This window comes from Microbispora sp. NBRC 16548, assembly GCF_030268985.1.
GTDB classification, from domain to species: Bacteria; Actinomycetota; Actinomycetes; order Streptosporangiales; family Streptosporangiaceae; genus Microbispora; species Microbispora catharanthi.
Map to the genome: position 1 here is coordinate 415,274 of NZ_BSSF01000005.1, position 17,195 is coordinate 432,468.

14 protein-coding genes and 1 pseudogene are annotated in these 17,195 nt (G+C 72.0%); 2 read left to right on the forward strand and 13 right to left on the reverse strand.

From position 1 onward, the window contains the following. Positions 1 to 32 precede the first annotated feature (32 nt). Positions 33 to 1,511: a hypothetical protein gene (locus tag QSK36_RS16235; RefSeq protein WP_285782967.1), complete on the forward strand. Its 1,479-nt coding sequence runs from the start codon at positions 33 to 35 to the stop codon at positions 1,509 to 1,511. Between the two features lie 9 nt (positions 1,512 to 1,520). Here QSK36_RS16235 and QSK36_RS16240 read toward each other — a convergent pair whose 3' ends face one another. The 11 genes and pseudogenes from QSK36_RS16240 to QSK36_RS16290 all read right to left on the reverse strand — a co-directional run bounded on the left by QSK36_RS16240 (position 1,521) and on the right by QSK36_RS16290 (position 14,536). Next, positions 1,521 to 2,267 (reverse strand): HNH endonuclease family protein, encoded by a 747-nt coding sequence (locus QSK36_RS16240; protein WP_225898378.1) that lies wholly within the window; start codon positions 2,265 to 2,267, stop codon positions 1,521 to 1,523. Between the two features lie 190 nt (positions 2,268 to 2,457). Next, entirely contained in the window at positions 2,458 to 3,408 is a 951-nt protein-coding gene (locus tag QSK36_RS16245; RefSeq protein WP_183538868.1) for an ABC transporter substrate-binding protein, read from the reverse strand. Between the two features lie 161 nt (positions 3,409 to 3,569). Further along, positions 3,570 to 4,550 carry an ABC transporter substrate-binding protein gene (locus QSK36_RS16250; RefSeq protein WP_183538866.1) on the reverse strand — a complete coding sequence of 327 codons (981 nt, stop codon included), beginning with the start codon at positions 4,548 to 4,550 and terminating at the stop codon, positions 3,570 to 3,572. Then, the gene (locus QSK36_RS16255) at positions 4,547 to 6,484 is read right to left on the reverse strand and encodes an ABC transporter permease (RefSeq protein ID WP_285782968.1); all 1,938 of its coding nucleotides are present in this window, start codon (positions 6,482 to 6,484) and stop codon (positions 4,547 to 4,549) included. Before QSK36_RS16255 ends, QSK36_RS16250 begins: the two co-directional genes overlap by 4 nt. 393 nt (positions 6,485 to 6,877) lie before the next feature. Then, positions 6,878 to 7,900, reverse strand: a pseudogene (locus QSK36_RS16260) (quaternary amine ABC transporter ATP-binding protein); the annotation flags it as partial. Between the two features lie 327 nt (positions 7,901 to 8,227). After that, a complete protein-coding gene (locus QSK36_RS16265; protein WP_285782970.1) occupies positions 8,228 to 8,989 on the reverse strand; it encodes an SDR family NAD(P)-dependent oxidoreductase in 762 nt (253 codons plus the stop codon). Positions 8,990 to 9,058: 69 nt separating this feature from the next. Beyond that, complete coding sequence (locus tag QSK36_RS16270) at positions 9,059 to 11,335, reverse strand: tetratricopeptide repeat protein (RefSeq protein ID WP_285782971.1); 2,277 nt, start codon at positions 11,333 to 11,335, stop codon at positions 9,059 to 9,061. A gap of 66 nt (positions 11,336 to 11,401) precedes the next feature. After that, positions 11,402 to 12,169 carry an SCO6745 family protein gene (locus QSK36_RS16275; protein ID WP_285782972.1) on the reverse strand — a complete coding sequence of 256 codons (768 nt, stop codon included), beginning with the start codon at positions 12,167 to 12,169 and terminating at the stop codon, positions 11,402 to 11,404. A 71-nt stretch (positions 12,170 to 12,240) separates the two neighbouring features. Continuing rightward, entirely contained in the window at positions 12,241 to 13,053 is an 813-nt protein-coding gene (gene dapF / locus QSK36_RS16280) for a diaminopimelate epimerase (protein WP_285782973.1), read from the reverse strand. A 9-nt stretch (positions 13,054 to 13,062) separates the two neighbouring features. Continuing rightward, the gene (miaA, locus tag QSK36_RS16285; protein ID WP_285782974.1) at positions 13,063 to 13,974 is read right to left on the reverse strand and encodes a tRNA (adenosine(37)-N6)-dimethylallyltransferase MiaA; all 912 of its coding nucleotides are present in this window, start codon (positions 13,972 to 13,974) and stop codon (positions 13,063 to 13,065) included. 28 nt (positions 13,975 to 14,002) lie between these two features. Continuing rightward, positions 14,003 to 14,536 (reverse strand): methylated-DNA--[protein]-cysteine S-methyltransferase, encoded by a 534-nt coding sequence (locus QSK36_RS16290; protein WP_183538855.1) that lies wholly within the window; start codon positions 14,534 to 14,536, stop codon positions 14,003 to 14,005. 42 nt (positions 14,537 to 14,578) lie between these two features. Here QSK36_RS16290 and QSK36_RS16295 point away from each other — a divergent pair, with 42 nt between their 5' ends. Then, the gene (locus tag QSK36_RS16295; protein WP_285782975.1) at positions 14,579 to 15,283 is read left to right on the forward strand and encodes a class III extradiol dioxygenase subunit B-like domain-containing protein; all 705 of its coding nucleotides are present in this window, start codon (positions 14,579 to 14,581) and stop codon (positions 15,281 to 15,283) included. On the opposite strand, the gene QSK36_RS16300 is transcribed toward QSK36_RS16295, so the two are convergent. Beyond that, positions 15,256 to 16,206 carry a ribonuclease Z gene (locus QSK36_RS16300; RefSeq protein WP_183538851.1) on the reverse strand — a complete coding sequence of 317 codons (951 nt, stop codon included), beginning with the start codon at positions 16,204 to 16,206 and terminating at the stop codon, positions 15,256 to 15,258. The two genes, QSK36_RS16295 and QSK36_RS16300, sit on opposite strands and share 28 nt — an antisense overlap. A 673-nt stretch (positions 16,207 to 16,879) precedes the next feature. Next, positions 16,880 to 17,128: a hypothetical protein gene (locus QSK36_RS16305; protein WP_285782976.1), complete on the reverse strand. Its 249-nt coding sequence runs from the start codon at positions 17,126 to 17,128 to the stop codon at positions 16,880 to 16,882. Positions 17,129 to 17,195: the final 67 nt, after the last annotated feature.

The following is a 17,195-nucleotide window of genomic DNA, read 5'->3' on the forward strand; positions in this document are numbered from 1 at the left end:
ATCGTCCTTCTTTGTCCCGGAAAGGGCGCCGAGTGTTACGACAGCGTGCGGGGTGGATCGCGGCCGGGGCCTACCTGGCGGTCTCGGCCGTCGGCGCCGTGGTCACGGCCGTCACCGGGCGTCTCGACGCCCTCTGGGCGGCCGTCCTGTGGTATCCGCTCGACGACTACTCCTCGGACGGCCTCGCCGCGGTGGCCGCGGTGGCCGCGGTGGGTCTCTTCGCGATCCTCGCGCTCAAGACCTGGATGCTCCGCCAGGTCTTCACCCTCCCCCCGCGTGCGCCGCGGCCCGCCGACCGGCGGACGGTCTGGCTGCGGCGCCTGCTCTACCTGGCCGTCGCCCAGGCCCTGATCCCCCCGCTGCCGGCCGTACGGCTCCCCGACCTCGTCGGCGAGGCGCTCACGCTGGCCCTGTGGTGCCCGCTGCAGGTGCTGTTCGCGCTCACCCTCCGCGGACGGCTCCGGGTGTTCGCGCTCGTCACCGCCTGGCCGGGGTCGGCAGGCCTGGCGATGATCGCGATGGACGAGGTGCCCGGGGTGCCGGCGCCCCGGTTCCTCCTGCTCGCCTGCCTGGCGATGGCGTTGGCCTGGCAGGTGGCCGTCCTCTTCGGCCAGCACCGCGACGGCCGCTGGAGCCGCGACACCGTGACGGCCGGCTGGCGCCACGTCACGGTGTCGCTGGCGACCCCTCTCGCCGCCATGGCCGTCCTCTGGGCGTTCACCTCCACCACCCTGCCGCTGATGGAGATGCTGGAGGAGTTCGACGTCTTCCTGGCGGTGTGGCTGGCCCGCTCCGCCCGGGAACTCACCGGCCCACGCGGCACGCCCCCGGAACCTGCGCCGCTCCGCCCGTCCGGGCCGATCCTGCTGGCGGCGGTCCTGCTGCCGTTCCTCGCGCTGGTCGGGCCGGAGGAGACCGCCCGCCCCGCCTACAACGGCTCGTGGTACGACGCCGGGCCACCCGAGGCGACCCGGTCCGAGGACGGGGCACGCGCGGACCACGAGAGCGACGTCGTCGCGGAGGCCAACGCCCGCTGCCGGGACCCCTGGCCCCGGCTACGGGCCCGGCGGCAGGGCACGGCAGCGTACTTCCTGTTCGAGGGCGGGGGATACGGCGTGTACGACCCGGACGACACCACAGAGGGCGAGGACCCCTACGCGAGCGTGGACGACGGGTTCCTCGGCGCGGCGGGCAGTTCCGCGGTCGTGATGACCTACGGCGAGAACGAGCCGATGTGCCTGACCGTGAAGGCGTTCGGCTCCGCTCCCCGGCTGCGGCTGAAGGGCTGGGCGCAGGTGGCCGAGGTCGGCCTGGTCAGCCGCAGCGGGCGCCTGGAGGTGCCTTCGTACGCCGACGGCGACGAGGGCGCCGGGGCCCGGCTGCCGAACCTGGCGTTGAAGGGCCCCGGACGCTATCGGCTGCGCGTCTACGCCCGGGGAGGCGAAGGGGCCGAGGAGCACCTGGTCGTCGTGTTCCCCGGCCGATCGGTCAAGAAGGTCGTGTACCGGTGAGCCGGCGGCTCATCTGCACTGCTCCAGCATGGCCGCCTTGTCGGCGGAGGTCACCGGCAGGTCGTACTTGAGGGAGACCTGGGCGAATCGCACGGCGTAGGAGCAGCGGATGTCGCGGCTGGGCGGCAGCCAGGTGGCCGGGCCGGAGTCGCCCTTGGAGCCGTTGGTGGAGCCGTCCACGGGGATCAGGTTGAGCGGGTCGTTGGCGATCTGCTTGCGCTTGCTCTCGCTCCACCGCGACGCGCCCATCTGCCAGTCGTACGACAGGGGCATGACGTGGTCGATCTGGACCTCCGCCGCATGCGACTTGCTCCAGTCGATGGTCTTGCCGGTGTACGGGTCGTACAGGGTCATGGAGGCGATGACGCAGTTCGACCCGCTGCGATACTTGATGTCCCGGCCGTCCCGCTTGAGCAGGTCGTTGCGGGTGTCGCAGCCGTTGCGCCCCCATGGCACGTCGTCCACGTTGTCGGCCCAGGCGTAGCCGAACTTGTCGCGGTCGTAGCCGGTCTTCGCCCCCCGGCCCTTCGTCGCCACCTTGTCGATCAGATCGCGAGCCTTCGCGCGGTCCTTGTCCGACGAGATCGGCTTCAGGCCGGGGCCGGTGCCGTCGGGGTTGTCGAGCGGGTTGACGCCCCGCTCCGTCCCCGAGTCGCTCTTGGCGCCGCCGCCCTTGCCCGTGGGGTCGCCGTCTAGTTCGGGCATCGGCCCGCAACCCGCCAGTACGGCCACCGCCACCGAGATTCCGGCGATCAACCGGGTTCCACGCCCGCCCACTGCCACCCCTAGGTAATGAAATATCCCCCTCAGATATAGCAAAGAGTAAAAAGGTGGCAAAGGAGGCGCGCAGGAGAGCCGCGGCGTACGACGAGGGGCGCGGCACGCCGTGCGCGCCACGCCCCTCGAACGGGCCCGGTGAACGGCCCGATGGATGAGATCCGGTGGATCAGGCCGGAATCCAGTCCTGCCAAACGATCTTGTTGGCGTCGACCCACTTCTTCGCGGCCGCCTCGGCGCTCATCTTGTTCACCGACATGTCGTAGGCCACGGCGTTCTGGTCGTCGTTGGTCCACGTCCAGTTCTTGATGAACTCGTACGCCTTGCCGCCGGTCTTGGCGAACTTCACGCTGACGATCTTGTCGAGCAGGTACGGCGGATAGTCGCACTTGATCGTCTTGACGTTGTCGTCACACCCGATGGCGTACGGCGGAAGGTTGATCTTGACGAGCTTGAGCTGGTTGAACAGCCACTGCGGCTCGTAGAAGTACATCAGCAGCGGGGTCTCGTTCTCGGTGGCCTTGCGGGCCGCCGCGATCAGCGCGTCCTCGCTGCCGGAGTAGACCACCTTGTAGGGCAGGTTCAGGTTCTTGATGAGCGCCTCGTCGTTGGTGACGAAGGACTTGTCGCCGGCGAGGAACTGGCCCAGGCCCTCGCTCTTGTCGGTCTTGAACAGGTCCTTGTACTTGACCAGGTTGTGCCAGTCCGTGATGTCCGGATATTTCTGGACCATCCACTCGGGGACGTACCACCCGATGACGCCCTTGTTGCCGTCCTCACCCGCAGTGATCGCGACCTTCTTGTCGTCGATGTACTCCTTTTTCAGCTCCGGGTGGCTCCAGTTCTCCAGCACGGCGTCGACCGTGCCCTTCTCGAAGCCCTTCCAGGAGTCCGCCTCGGCGCTCTCGATCTTCTCGACCTTGTAGCCGAGCTCGTGCTCGAGGAGATAGGCGACGACCGCGGCGCTGGCCTCGTAGCCGATCCAGGGGTTGATCGCGAGTCGTACGGTCTTCGTGCCGCCCCCGGCGCCTGCTCCGGCGGCGTCATCCGAACTCCCGCCACTGCAGGCGGTCATGGCCAGCGCGAGCGTCAGCACGCCGGCAAGGAGACGGATCCTCATATCTAGCCTCATCTGATGTCGTACGGGCGGCGAACGCGAGCGGCGGGGCCGCGGCGACACCGGCAGAGTATTCCACAACAAGCGGGATCGGCCGCGATCGTGGAGATCGCGGCCGACGAGTGCTCAACGCCCTGACGGGCGCACGGGGGACACGACCCGGATCACTTGGGCATCCAGGCCTGCCACTTGGCGGTGTTGGCCTCCACCCACTTCTTGGCCGCGTCCTCGGCCGACATGCCGTTGTTGGTGATGTCGTCGGCGACCGCGTTCTGGTCGTCGTTCGTCCACTGGAAGGCCTTGACCAGCTCGTACGCCTTGCCGCCGGTGTCGGCGAACTTCTTGCTCACGATCTTGTCGAGGTCGTACGGCGGGTAGTCGCAGTCGACCTTCTTGGGGTCGCTGTCACAGCCCTCCGTGTACGCGGGGAGGTTGACCTTCACCAGCTTGACCTGGTTGAACAGCCACTGCGGCTCGTAGAAGTACATGAGCAGCGGCTTCTTCTGCTCGGTCGCCTGCTTGGCGGCCTTGATCAGCGCGGCCTCGCTGCCCGCGTAGACCACCTTGTAGTCGAGCTTCAGGTTCTTGACCAGCGCCTCGTCGTTGGTGACGAAGGACGGGTCGCCGTCCAGCATCTGGCCCTTGCCGTCCGACTCGGAGGTCTTGAACAGGTCGGCGTACTTGTTCAGGTTCTTGTAGTCGGTGATGTCGGGGTACTTCTGCACCATCCACTCGGGCACGTACCAGCCGATGACGCCCTTGTTGCCGGTGCTGCCCGCCTCGACGGCGACGTTCTTCTCCTCGATGTACTTCTTCTTGAGGTCCGGGTGGCCCCAGTTCTCGATGATGACGTCGACGTCGCCCGACTCCATGCCCTGCCAGGACGGTTCCTCGGCGAGCGTCACCTTCTCGACCTTGTAGCCGAGCTCGTGCTCCATCAGGTAGGACACCACGGCGGCGCTGGCCTCGTAGCCGACCCAGCCGTTGATGGCCATCTTGACCGTGCCCGCCGCGGACGCGCCCGCGGAGCCCGCCGCGCTCGCGCTCGGCGCGGCCGCGGAGTCGTCCTCGACCTTGGCGCCTCCGCAGGCGGCCGCACTGAGGCCGAGAACGAGAACCCCTGCGATTAGGCGTAACTTCTTCATGCGTTCCTCTTCTTGTGGGGAGAGCGGCGCCCGTTGGCGCCTTGCGTGATCCGGTCGAGCATGACTCCGAGGAGGACCAGGGCGACGCCGGCCGCGAGGCCCTTGCCGTAGTCCTCCTGCTGCGCGAACCCGGCCACGACGTCGTATCCGAGGGCCCCCGCACCGACCAGCGCGCCGATCACCACCATCGCCAGCGTCATGACGATGCCCTGGTTCGCCGCCAGGAGCAGCGAGCCGCGGGCCATCGGGAGCTGGACCTTCCACAGCAGCTGCCGGTCGGTGGAACCGGCGGACTTCGCCGCCTCCATCACGGTCGCGGGGACCGCCCGCAGGCCGTCCTCGACCAGGCGCGCGACCACCGGCACCGCGTAGATGAACGCGGCCACGATCGCGGTGAAGCGGCCGTTGCCGAACAGGGCAACGGCGGGCAGCAGGTAGGAGAACGACGGCATCGTCTGCGCGGCGTCGAGGAGCGGCCGCAGCACGGCGGCGAACCACCGCAACCGCGCCGCCGCCGCGCCGAGCACGAGCCCGACCGCGATCGTGATCAACGAGCCGACCAGCACCATCGTCAGCGTCTCCATGCCGTGCTCCCACAGGCCGAGCGCGGCGACGCCCAGGAGGCAGGCGGCGGCGACCAGGGCCGGGCCCGCGCCGCTCACCCGCCAGGCGAACGCCAGCACCGCCGCCGTGACCAGCCACCAGGGAGCGCTGGTCAGCACGTCCTGCAGCGGGTTGAGCAGGCCGTACGCGACGGTGTCGTTGAGGAAGCCGGTGAAGGTGTACCAGTGCGCCTCGATCCAGTCGGCCACGTCGTTGATCGGCCGGACGATCTGCACCTGCCACTGCTCGGGGAACTCCTGCGCCAGCACGGGGGTCAGGGCGAGCCCGGCGGCCGTGAGGACGGCGAAACCACCCCAGCGGACGATCCTCGCCCGGCTCCCACCCTCGCGCCGCTGCGCCGCCGCCCGCGTCATGCGGTCGAGCACGATGGCGATCAGCACGATCGCGACGCCGGGCACCAGCGCGGCGCCCACGTTGACCCGGGCGAGCGCGCGGAGCAGGTCCTCGCCAAGACCCGGCGCCGCGATCAACGCCGTCAACGGCACCATCGACAGAGCCGCGGCGATCGTCTGGTTGACGCCCAGCATGATCGTGTTGAGCGCCAGCGGCAGGCGGACCTTGCGCAGCGTCTGCCAGCGGGTGGCGCCCAGCGACTCCGACGCCTCCACCGTCACGCCGGAGACCCGCTCGATGGCCAGCGCGGTGATCCTGATCGCCGGCGGCATCGCGTAGATCATCGTCGCGACCGTCGACGACGCCGACCCGATGAGGAACAGCAGCACCATCGGCGACAGGTACGAGAACGTCGGCATGATCTGCATGACGTCGAGCACCGGCGTCACGATCCGGCGGACGCGGGGCGAGCGGCCGGCCCAGATCCCCAGCGGGATGCCGAACAGCAGCGACAGCACCACCGCGGACAGCGTCAGCGCGAGCGTCTCGACGCTCGCCTCCCAGAACCCGAGCACGCCGAGGCCGGCGAAGCCCGCGAGCGAGACGAGCGCGATCCGCCAGCCGCCCGCGAGCCAGCCGAGGCCGGCGGCCAGGCCGACGAGCCCGGGCCACCCCAGCGCCACCAGGGCACCCTGGATCAGCGCGAAGACCTCCGCCGCACCCAGGCGGAGGTAGTTGACGACGTACAGGAAGATCGGGCTGCTGTTGCGGTTGGCGTCGACCCAGTCGCGGGCGTCGTTGAGCCAGTGGAACAGGCCGGCGTCATCGTCGTGCGGCAGCGTGGCCTTGCCGCGGAAGGCCGCGTAGAGGGCCACCACGGCGACGACCCCGGCGACCGGCGCGACCCACCGCGGCAGGCGCCGGACCCGCGCCGGGGCCTGCACGGGCGGCGCCACCTGAACAGGCGCGCTCACCATCTACGCCTCCCCGGGCGCGCCGGCGGAGGCGACCGCCGCGCCCCCACGAGTCCTCGCCTTGGCGGTCGCGGAGGTGCCGCCCTCGTCCCGCGCCGGCTGCTCCTCCTGAACGTCCTCGCCGGACGGTTCCTGGTGAACGTCCTCACCGGACGGCTTGTCCTGAACGGCCTCGACGGCGGGGGCGTCCTCGCCTGCCCCGCCGGGGGCGACGGGCTCGTCGCCTCCGGACTCCTCCGAGCCGGCGGGTTCCTCGGCGGCTTCCTCTGCGGACTCGTCGGCGGCTTCCTCGGCCGGCTCCTCGGCGGCTTCCTCTGCGGACTCGTCGGACTCGTCGGACTCGTCGGCGGGCTTTTCGGCGGGGGCGGAGACGACTACGGATTCGGTCTCGGGCCGCACCGCGCCGAGGAGGTCGACGCGGCTCACCACGCCGACCAGTTCGCCGTCGGCGACGACCCGGATGGGCCGGTCGGACGCCATCGCGGCCGGGACCGCGTCGTGGATCACGGTGTCGGCGGGAAGTTCGGGACCGTCGAGCGGCTCGTCAGGCTCGGGGGCGCGGGAGATCCAGCGCAGCGACAGCACCTGCGCCCTCGGAACGTCCCGCACGAAGTCGGCCACGTAGTCGTCGGCGGGCGCCCCGACCAGTTCCTCGGGGGTGCCCAGCTGCACGATCGCGCCCGCCCGCATGATCGCGATGCGCTCGCCGAGCTTGAGCGCCTCGGACAGGTCGTGGGTGATGAAGACCATGGTCTTGCCGACCTCGCGGTGCAGCCGGATGACCTCGGCCTGCATATCACGGCGGATCAGCGGGTCGAGCGCGCTGAACGGCTCGTCGAACAGCAGCACCTCGGGGTCGACGGCGAGCGCCCGGGCCAGCCCCACCCGCTGCTGCATGCCGCCCGACAGCTGCTCGGGATAGGAGTCCTCGTGGCCCTCCAGCCCGACCAGCGACAGGATGCGCCGGGCCTTCTCGTGCCGCTCGGTCTTTCCGACGCCCTGGATCTCCAGGCCGTAGCCGACGTTGTCCACGACCTTCCGGTGCGGCAGCAGCCCGAAGTGCTGGAAGACCATGCTCACCCGGTGACGGCGAAGCTCCCGCAGCTGCCTGGCCGACATGGCGCGCACGTCCTGACCGTCGATGCGCAGCTCGCCCGCCGTCGGCTCGATCAGCCGGGTGAGACAGCGCACGAGCGTCGACTTGCCGCTGCCCGACAGGCCCATGACGACGAAGACCTCGCCCGGGCGTACCTCGAAGCTGACGTCCCTGACGGCGGCGGTGCACCCCGTCTTCGCCCGCAGTTGCGCGGGCTCAAGCTCGGCGTCGGGGCTGCCGATGATCCGGTCGGCCTTGGGACCGAAGATCTTCCAGAGCCCGCGAACCTCGATCGCGGCTGTGCCCACTCTGATTCCCCTCACTTGGCGCTCGCCCGCGAGGCGGCGTGGACGCCCGGAAACGCCAAAGCACGGCGCGAGGGCTGCCGCTCGCACGCCGTGAATGAAGAGCGGGGGGCCAACGACTCCTCAGGGCACACGCACAGGCGTTGCGCTACGCGCAACACGGATCCTGTTTTGACAACAGGTCTGAGGCTAGGGCCCTGCTGCCCCTCATATGGTGAAAAATGCCACCTAATCTCCATATCGTGATCGTCCGGTGATCTTTTGCCCCACGGGCTTTACCGGGCAGTGAGGGCGCGGCGGCGCGGCGTGAGGGCCCGCCCCGGCGAGGTGGCACCCGGGCCGGGCTCAGGTGGCGAGAATGCCTCCGTCGACCGGGAGCACCGCCCCGGTGACGTACGAACCGGCGTCGGAGGCGAGGAAGACGGCGGCGGCGACGAGTTCCTCCGGGTCACCCGAGCGCTTCATCAGGACCCGCTGCTCCCGCATGCGGTCGAGGTAGCCGTCGGGATACTGCGCGGTCATCTCCGAGTCGAAGAAGCCCGGCTCCAGGCAGTTGACCCGGATGCCCCGGCGCGAGGTCCACTGCTGGGCGAGGTCGCGGGTCAGGCCGACGACGGCGGCCTTCGACGCGCTGTAGGCCGCCTGCGGCAGCCCGGCCGTGGTCTCGCCGAGCACGCTGCCGATGTTGACGATGGACGATCCCGGCCGCATGACCCGGGCGCAGGCCTGGGCCATCCAATAGGTGCCGTTCAGGTTGACGTCGAGCACGCGGCGGAACTCGCCGGGCGTCTCCCGCAGGGCGGGCACGGCCGTGCCGACGCCCGCGTTGTTGATCAGCACGTCGACGCGGCCGAACTCGCCCATGGCCGCGTCGACGAGGGCCTGGCACTCCTCGGGAACCGACACGTCGGTCGGGACCGCCAGGCATCGGCGGCCGGTCTCCTCGACCAGCCGCCGGGTCCGCTCCAGCCCTTCGGGACGGCGGGCCCCGATCGCCACGTCGGCGCCCGCCTCCGCCAGGCCCCTGGCGAAGGCGACGCCGAGCCCCGACGAGGCCCCCGTCACGATGGCCACCCTGCCGTCAAGACGGAACCGGTCCAGGATCACGCCGCCTCCTCGCTCAAGAATCGAACCCGACTCTAGAGGGACGTTTTGCCAGGGTGGCGGGCGGGCGGATCAGAGGCCGTACTCCTTGGAGATCCGCTCGTGCCGCTCGGCCTCGATGCCGACCTCACGGGCGAGGTCGAGCCACGCCAGCGGGTGCGACCACTGCTCGGTGACGTCGTCGAGAACGGCGTCCAGCTCCGCCGGCCGCACGGCGGGCGGGATCGCGATCCAGCCGAACACGCCGGGAAGCTGCTCGCCGGTGGCCGGGTGGGTGACGCGGTAGTTCTCGTCGCTGTAGACCCACATCGGCCAGCCGCGCTCGGCGAGGACCTCGTTGAACTCGGCCCACTCGTCCTCCGACGGCGCCGCGCCGTCGAAGAACCAGCTCGTGTAGCCGCCCGGGCGCAGCATCGTCACCCCGGCGAACGGGATGACGAAGCTCTCCCGCTCCTGCTCGTTCTCGGGGATCGGCTCAAGCGGCCGGGGGTCGATCACGACGACGTCGCCCGCGTTGTACTCCATGCCGCGCGGCTGCGGGATCGCCAGGCGCGCGGTGGCCGGGCCGGTCCGTACGGCGAGCACCTCCCGCTGGCTGCCGTCGGGGGCGGGGAGGATCACCCGGACCAGGTGCCACTCCTCCTCGATCGGGCCCTCGCCCGGCTCGATCGGCATGCCCAGCTTGGCGCCCGCGGCGCGGACGGTCGCCCAGTCCTCCACGGCGGTGGACAGGACGATGATCCGCCAGACGTCCTCCTCCTCGCCCTCGCCGGAGTCGAGCAGGGGCTTGAGGATCTCGGCCGCCTTGACGTTGTCGCCGAGCTGCTGGACGGCGCCCGACCACAGGCGGCGCGCCTCCAGCCCGCCCTCATGGGCCACCGCCTGCTCGGCCTCGGCCGCCGTCTGCTCCCAGCGCTCGCGCGCGCGGTGGAGCCGGGCGAGCGCGAGGTGCGAACGGGTCTCCGGCAGCCGGGCCGCCAGGGTCTCCACCCGCTCGTCCTGCCCGGCCTCGATGAGCAGGCCGGTGAGGTAGGAGATGTCCTCGTCGCCGGCGGCGGCCGGGTCGCCGTCCTCGACGATCGTCTTCCAGTAGACGTCGGCGCCCACCGGGGCGTAACCGAGGAACCCGAGCGTCGTGGTGTGCCGCCGGGTCGCCTCGAGGTCGGTGCCGGACAGCGGCCACAGCCAGCCCACCCACCGCTCGGGGTCGGCCGTGCGGCCGTCGGCGGCGTCGAAGTAGGCCACCAGCTCGTCGCGGGGGCCGGGCGGCGGAAGCTCCTTGGCGGCGTCGGCCGCGGCGCGCAGCTCGGCCACCCGCTCGGCGAGTCCCTCGGTGACGCGGAGGTCGGCGATCGCGGCCTCGGCGTAGTCGGCCAGCAGGCGGGCCTGCCACAGGCCCTGCCGGACGATCGCCAGGTGCCCGGCCGTCAGCGCCAGCTCGAACCTGGCGCGGTGGCCGCCCACGCTCTCGAAGTAGGCGATCCACTGACGCAGGATGCGGCCGAGCTGCCAGGTGTTGGCGATGCCTTCGGTGAGCATCCGGACGGTGCGCGCCCACTCCACCCATTCACGCGCGTGGTCGCCCACCACGTCGAGGTCGGGCAGCGCGTCCACGGCCTCCTGCACGCGGCCGAGAGTGGCCAGCACCTGCGACCTGAGCAGGGTCTCGCGGCGGCCCTTCGCGACCGGGTCGTCCGGCTTGAAACCGGTCGAGGCGTCGAGCGCGGCCAGGGCGTCGTCCGGGCGTCCGGCGGCGAGCAGCGCCCGCGCCGAGGCGGCGCCCAGCTCCCAGCTCGCCTCGCGCCCCTCGCCGCGCAGGCGCTCGACCGCCGCCTCGGCGTACGCGACGGCCTCGGCCGCCTGGCCCGCGTCGATCAGCGCGGCGACGTACTGCGTGGCCAGGCCGGAGAAGGCGAGGGAGTCCGGGCCGACGCCGTCGAGGGCCGCGCCGAGGGCGGCCAGCCGGGCCTCGGCGTAGCCGGGACCGTCGGCGTTGGCCTGGGCCATCGCCAGGACCTCCACGGCGCCGGGGGCGGCGGGACAGTCGCGGACGTCGTCACGCTGGGCGAAGTCCGCCAGCGCGACGGCGTCGTCAAGCGCGGCCGCGCCGATCGCCCGGTCGCCCACCCGGCCGAGCAGATGCCAGTAGCGCGCGAAGAACTCCAGCCACGGCTTCTCCAGCGTCTCGGCGTGCTGCGCGATCGCCGGCGCCACGACGTCGAGCTGGGTGAAACGGCCCTCCAGCGCCTGCGCGGGCACGTCACCCAGCGCCATGGCCAGCCCCGTGTTGCCCGCCTCGTGCAGTTCACGCTGGGTGCCACCGACCCAGGCCCAGATGTCCACGTCCATGAGCAGTCAGTCTGCCAGGTCGCCGACCATGACCCAAACGAACGCGGCCTTCGGCTCACCGGCGCGTCAGCGCGCCAGGGCCGCCTGGGACGCCTCCCGGAGGATGGCGGAGAGCTCGGCGAGCTCCGCCGGGCCGAGCGCCGCGTACGCGCGGGCGACGAGGTCGTCGGTCAGCTCCTCCGCTCCGGCCCTGCGCTCCGCCGCCTCCGCCGACGGCTCCGGGTAGGGCTCGGGCCAGGCGAGGAAGCGGGCGACGTCGGAGGTGCGGTCGTACGGGATCGGGGTCCCGGTGTTGTCCGCGCCCACGAGGGTTGCATCCAGCGGGCCGAGTCCGTGCGCCACCACGGCCGTCGCGTGCCGGGCGCCGCGCAGTTCCCGCACGACGTGCAGCAGGTGGGCCGCCAGGGCGGGCCCGCCGCCGGGCCGCGGCATGGCCCGCCATCCGGCGAACAGCGGCGCGCAGAACGGGTCGGCGCCGTCGGCGACGGCGGCGAGCAGCTCCGCCAGCCGGTCGGCGTTCCCGAGCCCGGCGAGCCTGCGCCGTCCCCAGTCGTGGCAGGCGCCGGCGTAGAGCGCGGCGGCCTCCTCGGCCGGGAGCTTGCGCCCGCCCTCCCACGACTCGCGGACGTGCCGGGCCGGGAAGAAGACGACCGCCGCGAGCACGACGTCGGCGTCCACCTCGCCGAGGACGCCGCACCTGCCCCGGAAGTACATCTCCCGTGGACCGAGGCCGTGGCGCTCGCACAGCGTCTTGACCTCCCGGGAGATCATGAAGCCCCCGCCGAGGGCCCCGATGGCCGCCTTCGTCTCCACCACCGCGTCACGCGGGTCCATACGCCCTCCTCGGTCTAATCTCCAGACCCAGGGTGGCGCATCAGAACAAGATTCTGCAAGTCCTGAAACGATCAGAGGACGGCGGGCCACTCCCCCGAGGCGACGAGGACGGCCGGCCCCGACAGGTAGCTCGTGTCCTCCTCCAGCGTGACGGTGACCGTGCCGCCGAGCACCCGGATTTCCCAGGTGCCGGTGGTCTCCCCGGCGGCGTGGGCGGCGGCGACGGCCGTCGCGACCGCCCCGGTGCCGCACGAGCGCGTCTCCCCCGAGCCCCGCTCGTGCACCCGCATGGTCACCTTGTGGTCGCCCACGGCGTTGAAGATCTCGACGTTGACGCCCTCCGGGTAGTCCGCGCGGTCGAAGTCCGGCTCGCGGCCGAGGTCGAACCCGGCCACCGGCTCCTCTACGGCGCACGCCAGGTGGGGGTTGCCCATGTTCACGTTCACGCCACGGCACTCGCGCCCGTTGACGACCGCGAGGCTGTTCCCCAGCACCCGCGGCCTGCCCATGTCCACGGTCACGTCGCCCGTCACCCCGAGCCGTACGCGCTTGAGGCCCCCGCGGGTGGCGACGGCGAACTCGCCGGGCGCAGCGAGGCCCGCGTCCACCAGGTAGCGGGCGAAGACCCGGACGCCGTTGCCGCACATCTCGGGGATGCCGCCGTCCGCGTTGCGGTAGTCCATGAACCACTCCGCCTCGCCGGCCTGCCCGGCCGCCTCGGGGCAGAGCTTGGCGCGCACGACGCGCAGCACCCCGTCGGCGCCGATGCCCGCGCGCCGGTCGCAGAGCGCGACGACGTCCGCCGCGGACAGATCCAGCGTGGCGTCGGCGTCCGGCAGGATGACGAAGTCGTTCTCGGTGCCGTGGCCCTTCACAAACCGCATGGCAGCAGTCTAGGAGGCGCCGGTGATCACGGCGATCGCGCGGTCGGCCAGGTCGGGCGCGTCGAACGGCAGCCAGACCACCCGGGGGTCGCGGCGGAACCACGACTCCTGCCGCCGGGCGAACCTGCGGGTGGCCCGCACCGTCTCCTCCCGCGCCTGATCCTCGGACCACTCCCCGGAGAGGAAGCGCAGCACCTGCGCGTACCCGAGCGCCCGGCCGGCGGTCCTGCCCTCGGCCAGGCCGCGCGCGGCGAGCGCGCGCACCTCGTCCACCAGCCCTGCTTCCCACATGAGGTCGACCCGGCGCCCGATCCGCTCGTCGAGGACCGGCCGCGGCACCTCGACGCCGATCTGCACGCTGTCGTAGACCGCGTCGTACGACGGCATCGTGGCCGAGAACGGCCGCCCGGACAGCTCGATGACCTCCAGCGCGCGGACGATCCTGCGGCCGTTGCTCGGCAGGATGTTCTCCGCCGCCACCGGGTCGAGGCCCTTGAGCCGCTCGTACAGGGGCGCCGGGCCGGTCGCGGCGAGCTCCTTCTCCAGCCGGGCGCGCACGTCCGGGTCGGTCCCCGGGAACTCCAGATCGTCGATCGCGGCGCGCACGTAGAGCCCGGAGCCGCCCGCCAGCACGGGCACCCGGCCACGGGAGCGCAGGTCCTCGATCAGGGGGCGGACGAGGCGTTGATACTCGGCCACGCTGGCGGTCCGCGTCACCGGCCAGATGTCCAGCAGGTGGTGGGGGACGCCGCGCCGCTCCCCCTGGGTCAGCTTGGCCGTGCCGATGTCCATGCCCTCGTAGAGCTGCATGGAGTCGGTGTTGATCACCTCGCCGCCCAGGCGGAGCGCGAGCTCGACGGCCAGGTCGGACTTTCCCGCCGCGGTCGCGCCCACGACGGCGATCACAGGTAGCTGCCCCACACCCTCCAGTGTCCCAGCGGCGAGGAGGTCAGATGTCCCAGTCGAGGGTGGGAGGCAGGTGGCCTTCGAGGGTGAGCAGCCACCGCTTGGACTCCACTCCCTCGCCGCCGCTGAAGCCGCCGAGCCCGTTGCTCGCGACGACCCGGTGGCACGGAACGATGATCGGGATCGGGTTGGCGCCCATGATCGAGCCGATGGCCCGCGCCGGGACCCCCGTGCCGCTCCGCGCCGCCAGCTCCCCGTACGTCACGACCTCGCCGTACGGGACGGTGGCGAACAACGTGCCGAGGACCTGCCGCTGCAGCGGCGACATGAGCCGCCAGTCCACCGGCACGCGGAACTCCTTCAGCTCGCCCCGGAAGTACGCCGCCAGCTCCTCCCCGGCGGCGGCCGTACGGTCCGGGTCGTCGGCGACGGCCATCCCGAGGCGATCGGCGATGCGCTCCCTGAGCAGGGGGCCGTCCTGGAAATGCGTCGCGGCGACCCCGTCCTCGGTGACGGCGGCGAGCACGTCGCCCAGCCTGGTCGGTACGGTCGCGAACGCCACCGTGCTGCTGTCCATACGTCCCATTCTGCGCGTGGCCGGGCGGGGTAGGGTGATCGGGTGCTGGTCGCCGCTGCCGTCTGCCCGCATCCTCCGCTGCTCGTCCCACAGGTCGCCGGGGCCGCCGCGCCCGAACTCGACGACCTGCGCGCGGCCTGCGCCGCGGCGGTCGGCCCGCTCCTGGACGCCCGCCCCGACGTGCTGGCCGTGGCCGGCGGCGCGGAGGTCACCGCGTCCTTCCCCGGGGACGCCGCGGGGACGCTGCGCCCGTGGGGCCCCGACGTCCGGGTCGGCCCGGGGGATCTCGTCCTGCCCCTGTCGCTGACGATCGGCCGCTGGCTGCTGGAGCGGGCGCACGCGTCCGGGGACGGCCTGCCCGCGCTGCGGTTCGAGGCGGTCGGATTCGACGCGCCGCCCGCCGAGTGCGCCGCGCTCGGCCGCCGTCTGGCGGAGTCGGCGCGGCGGGTGGCGCTGCTGGTCATGGGCGACGGCTCGGCCAGGCGCACCGAGAAGGCACCGGGTTACATCCATCCCGACGCCGTGCCGTACGACGAGATGCTCGCCGGCGCGCTCGCCTCGGGCGACGCCGGGCGTCTGCTCGGCCTCGACCCGGACGAGGCGCGGGAGCTGTGGGCGGCGGGCCGGGCGGCCTTCCAGGTCCTCGGCGGCGCGGCGCAGGAGGCGCCCCCGCCGGCCGCCTCCGAGCTGCTGTACGACGACGCGCCCTACGGCGTGGGCTACTTCGCCGCCCGCTGGGCCTGGTAGTCCGCGCGCTTCGGCACGGGGACGCGCATGAGGTCGCGGGCCGTCACGACGTCCCCCGCGTAGGACTTGCGCACCTCGTCCACGAAGCGCGGCTCGTCCGCCGTCGTGTACCGCTCGGAGAAGTGCGTGAGCACCAGCCGCCGCACCCCGCAGGCGGCCGCGATCTGACCCGCCTGGGCCGCCGTCAGGTGCCCGTACTGCGCGGCCATCGCGCTCTCGTCCGACAGGAACGTCGACTCGATCACCAGCAGGTCGACGCCGTCGGCCAGGGCGAACGCCCCGTCGCACACCCGGGTGTCCATCACGAAGGCCGCGCTCTGTCCCGGCTTGGGGGCGCTGCACTCGTCCAGCGTGACCGTGGAGCCGTCCGGCATCGTCAGCGAGCCGTGCCTCTGGAGCTCCCCGATCATCGGCCCGCGCACGCCCCGCCTGGCCAGTTCCCCGGGCAGCATGCGGCGCCCGTCCGGCTCGTCCAGGCGATAGCCGTACGACTGGACGGGGTGCGACAGCGGCCGCGCGGTCAGCGTCACGGGTCCCGAGGGCCACCGGACCACCTCGCCGGAGACCGGCCGGGGCGCGATCACGTCGGTGTCGGCGAAGGCTGACGCGTTGCGCAGCCTGCGCCAGTACGTCTCGCCGCTCGCGGGGTAGGCCGCCCGCACCTCGTGGTTCACCTTGTCCCTGGCGATGCGCTGGACCACGCCGGGCACCCCCAGGCAGTGGTCGCCGTGGAAGTGGGTGACGCAGATCCAGGTGATGTCGTGCGCGCTCACCCCTGCGTGCAGCATCTGCCGCTGGGTGCCCTCTCCCGGATCGAACAGGAACCCCTCGCCGTCCCAGCGGAGCAGGTAACCGTTGTGGTTGCGGTGACGGGTGGGCACCGCGCTCGAGGTGCCGAGGACGACCAGTTCACGAACGGACACACCGCCGATGCTAGGACGTGTCCGGCGATCGGGCCCTGCCGCGCTCCGACGGAAGCACCGTCATGCGCGGCCTTTCACCTGGTATAAGCGGCTCAGTCAATATTCACCATCATTCAGGATATTTCTCTCAATAATGGCCGGGCGGCGTATTTGGAGTTCCCGGAAATCGACGGAACCACCGCTGGAATTCGCCCGCGGCGGGCAGACTGAGAAATCGGAAACAACCGACCGCCGCATGGAAGAAAACGACCTTGCCGGATTTCTCCCCCACCCCACGGCACCGGCGCGACGGCCATCCCGTCCTCGCCCTGACGGGCGTGATCGGCGTGACCGCGATCGCCGGGCTCGGCGTCGTCCTGGCCGTCCTGCCCGCGCGGGATCCGGCGCCCTCCGCCGCCCGGCCGGTGGCCGCCGATTTGGGCACTGCGGCCTCACCGGCACGTCCGGCGCCGGGATTTCCCGCCGCCGGCCCCTTCTTCTCACCGGCGACCGCCCCGCGGAAACCCGGATCCGAGCGGCCGGAAACGGAACCGGAACGCGCGGCTGAGCACCGGGAGGAGACGGAGGAAACGGCGACGCGAGACGACCCGGAAAGCGCAGAAAGCGGACAATCGCAGAGAGAACAGCCGGAACGAGAGCGGCCGGCACGTCGAGGCGGTGCGCTGCCGCCCGGTCACGAGACCGGAGCGTCGCGGCCGTCCAGGCGCCCTGACCGGACGGCGGGCCCCTCCTCCCGGTCCCGGCCGCCCTCGCCCGTCTCGTCGTCCCGGAGCGGCGGAAGCGACTCCACCGGCACGGCAGATCGCGCCGGGACGAGGGAGACGCACCGGCCCCGGCCCGCCCGCGTCGCTCCGCTGGACGCCTCGAAGCCGGCCGTACGGACCTCTGCGACCGGCGACCCGGCGGCGCAAAACACCACCACCGAGAACAGAGCCGAGAACGCAGCCGCCGGGAACACAGCGGCCAAGGACGCGGACGGCGTGACGCAC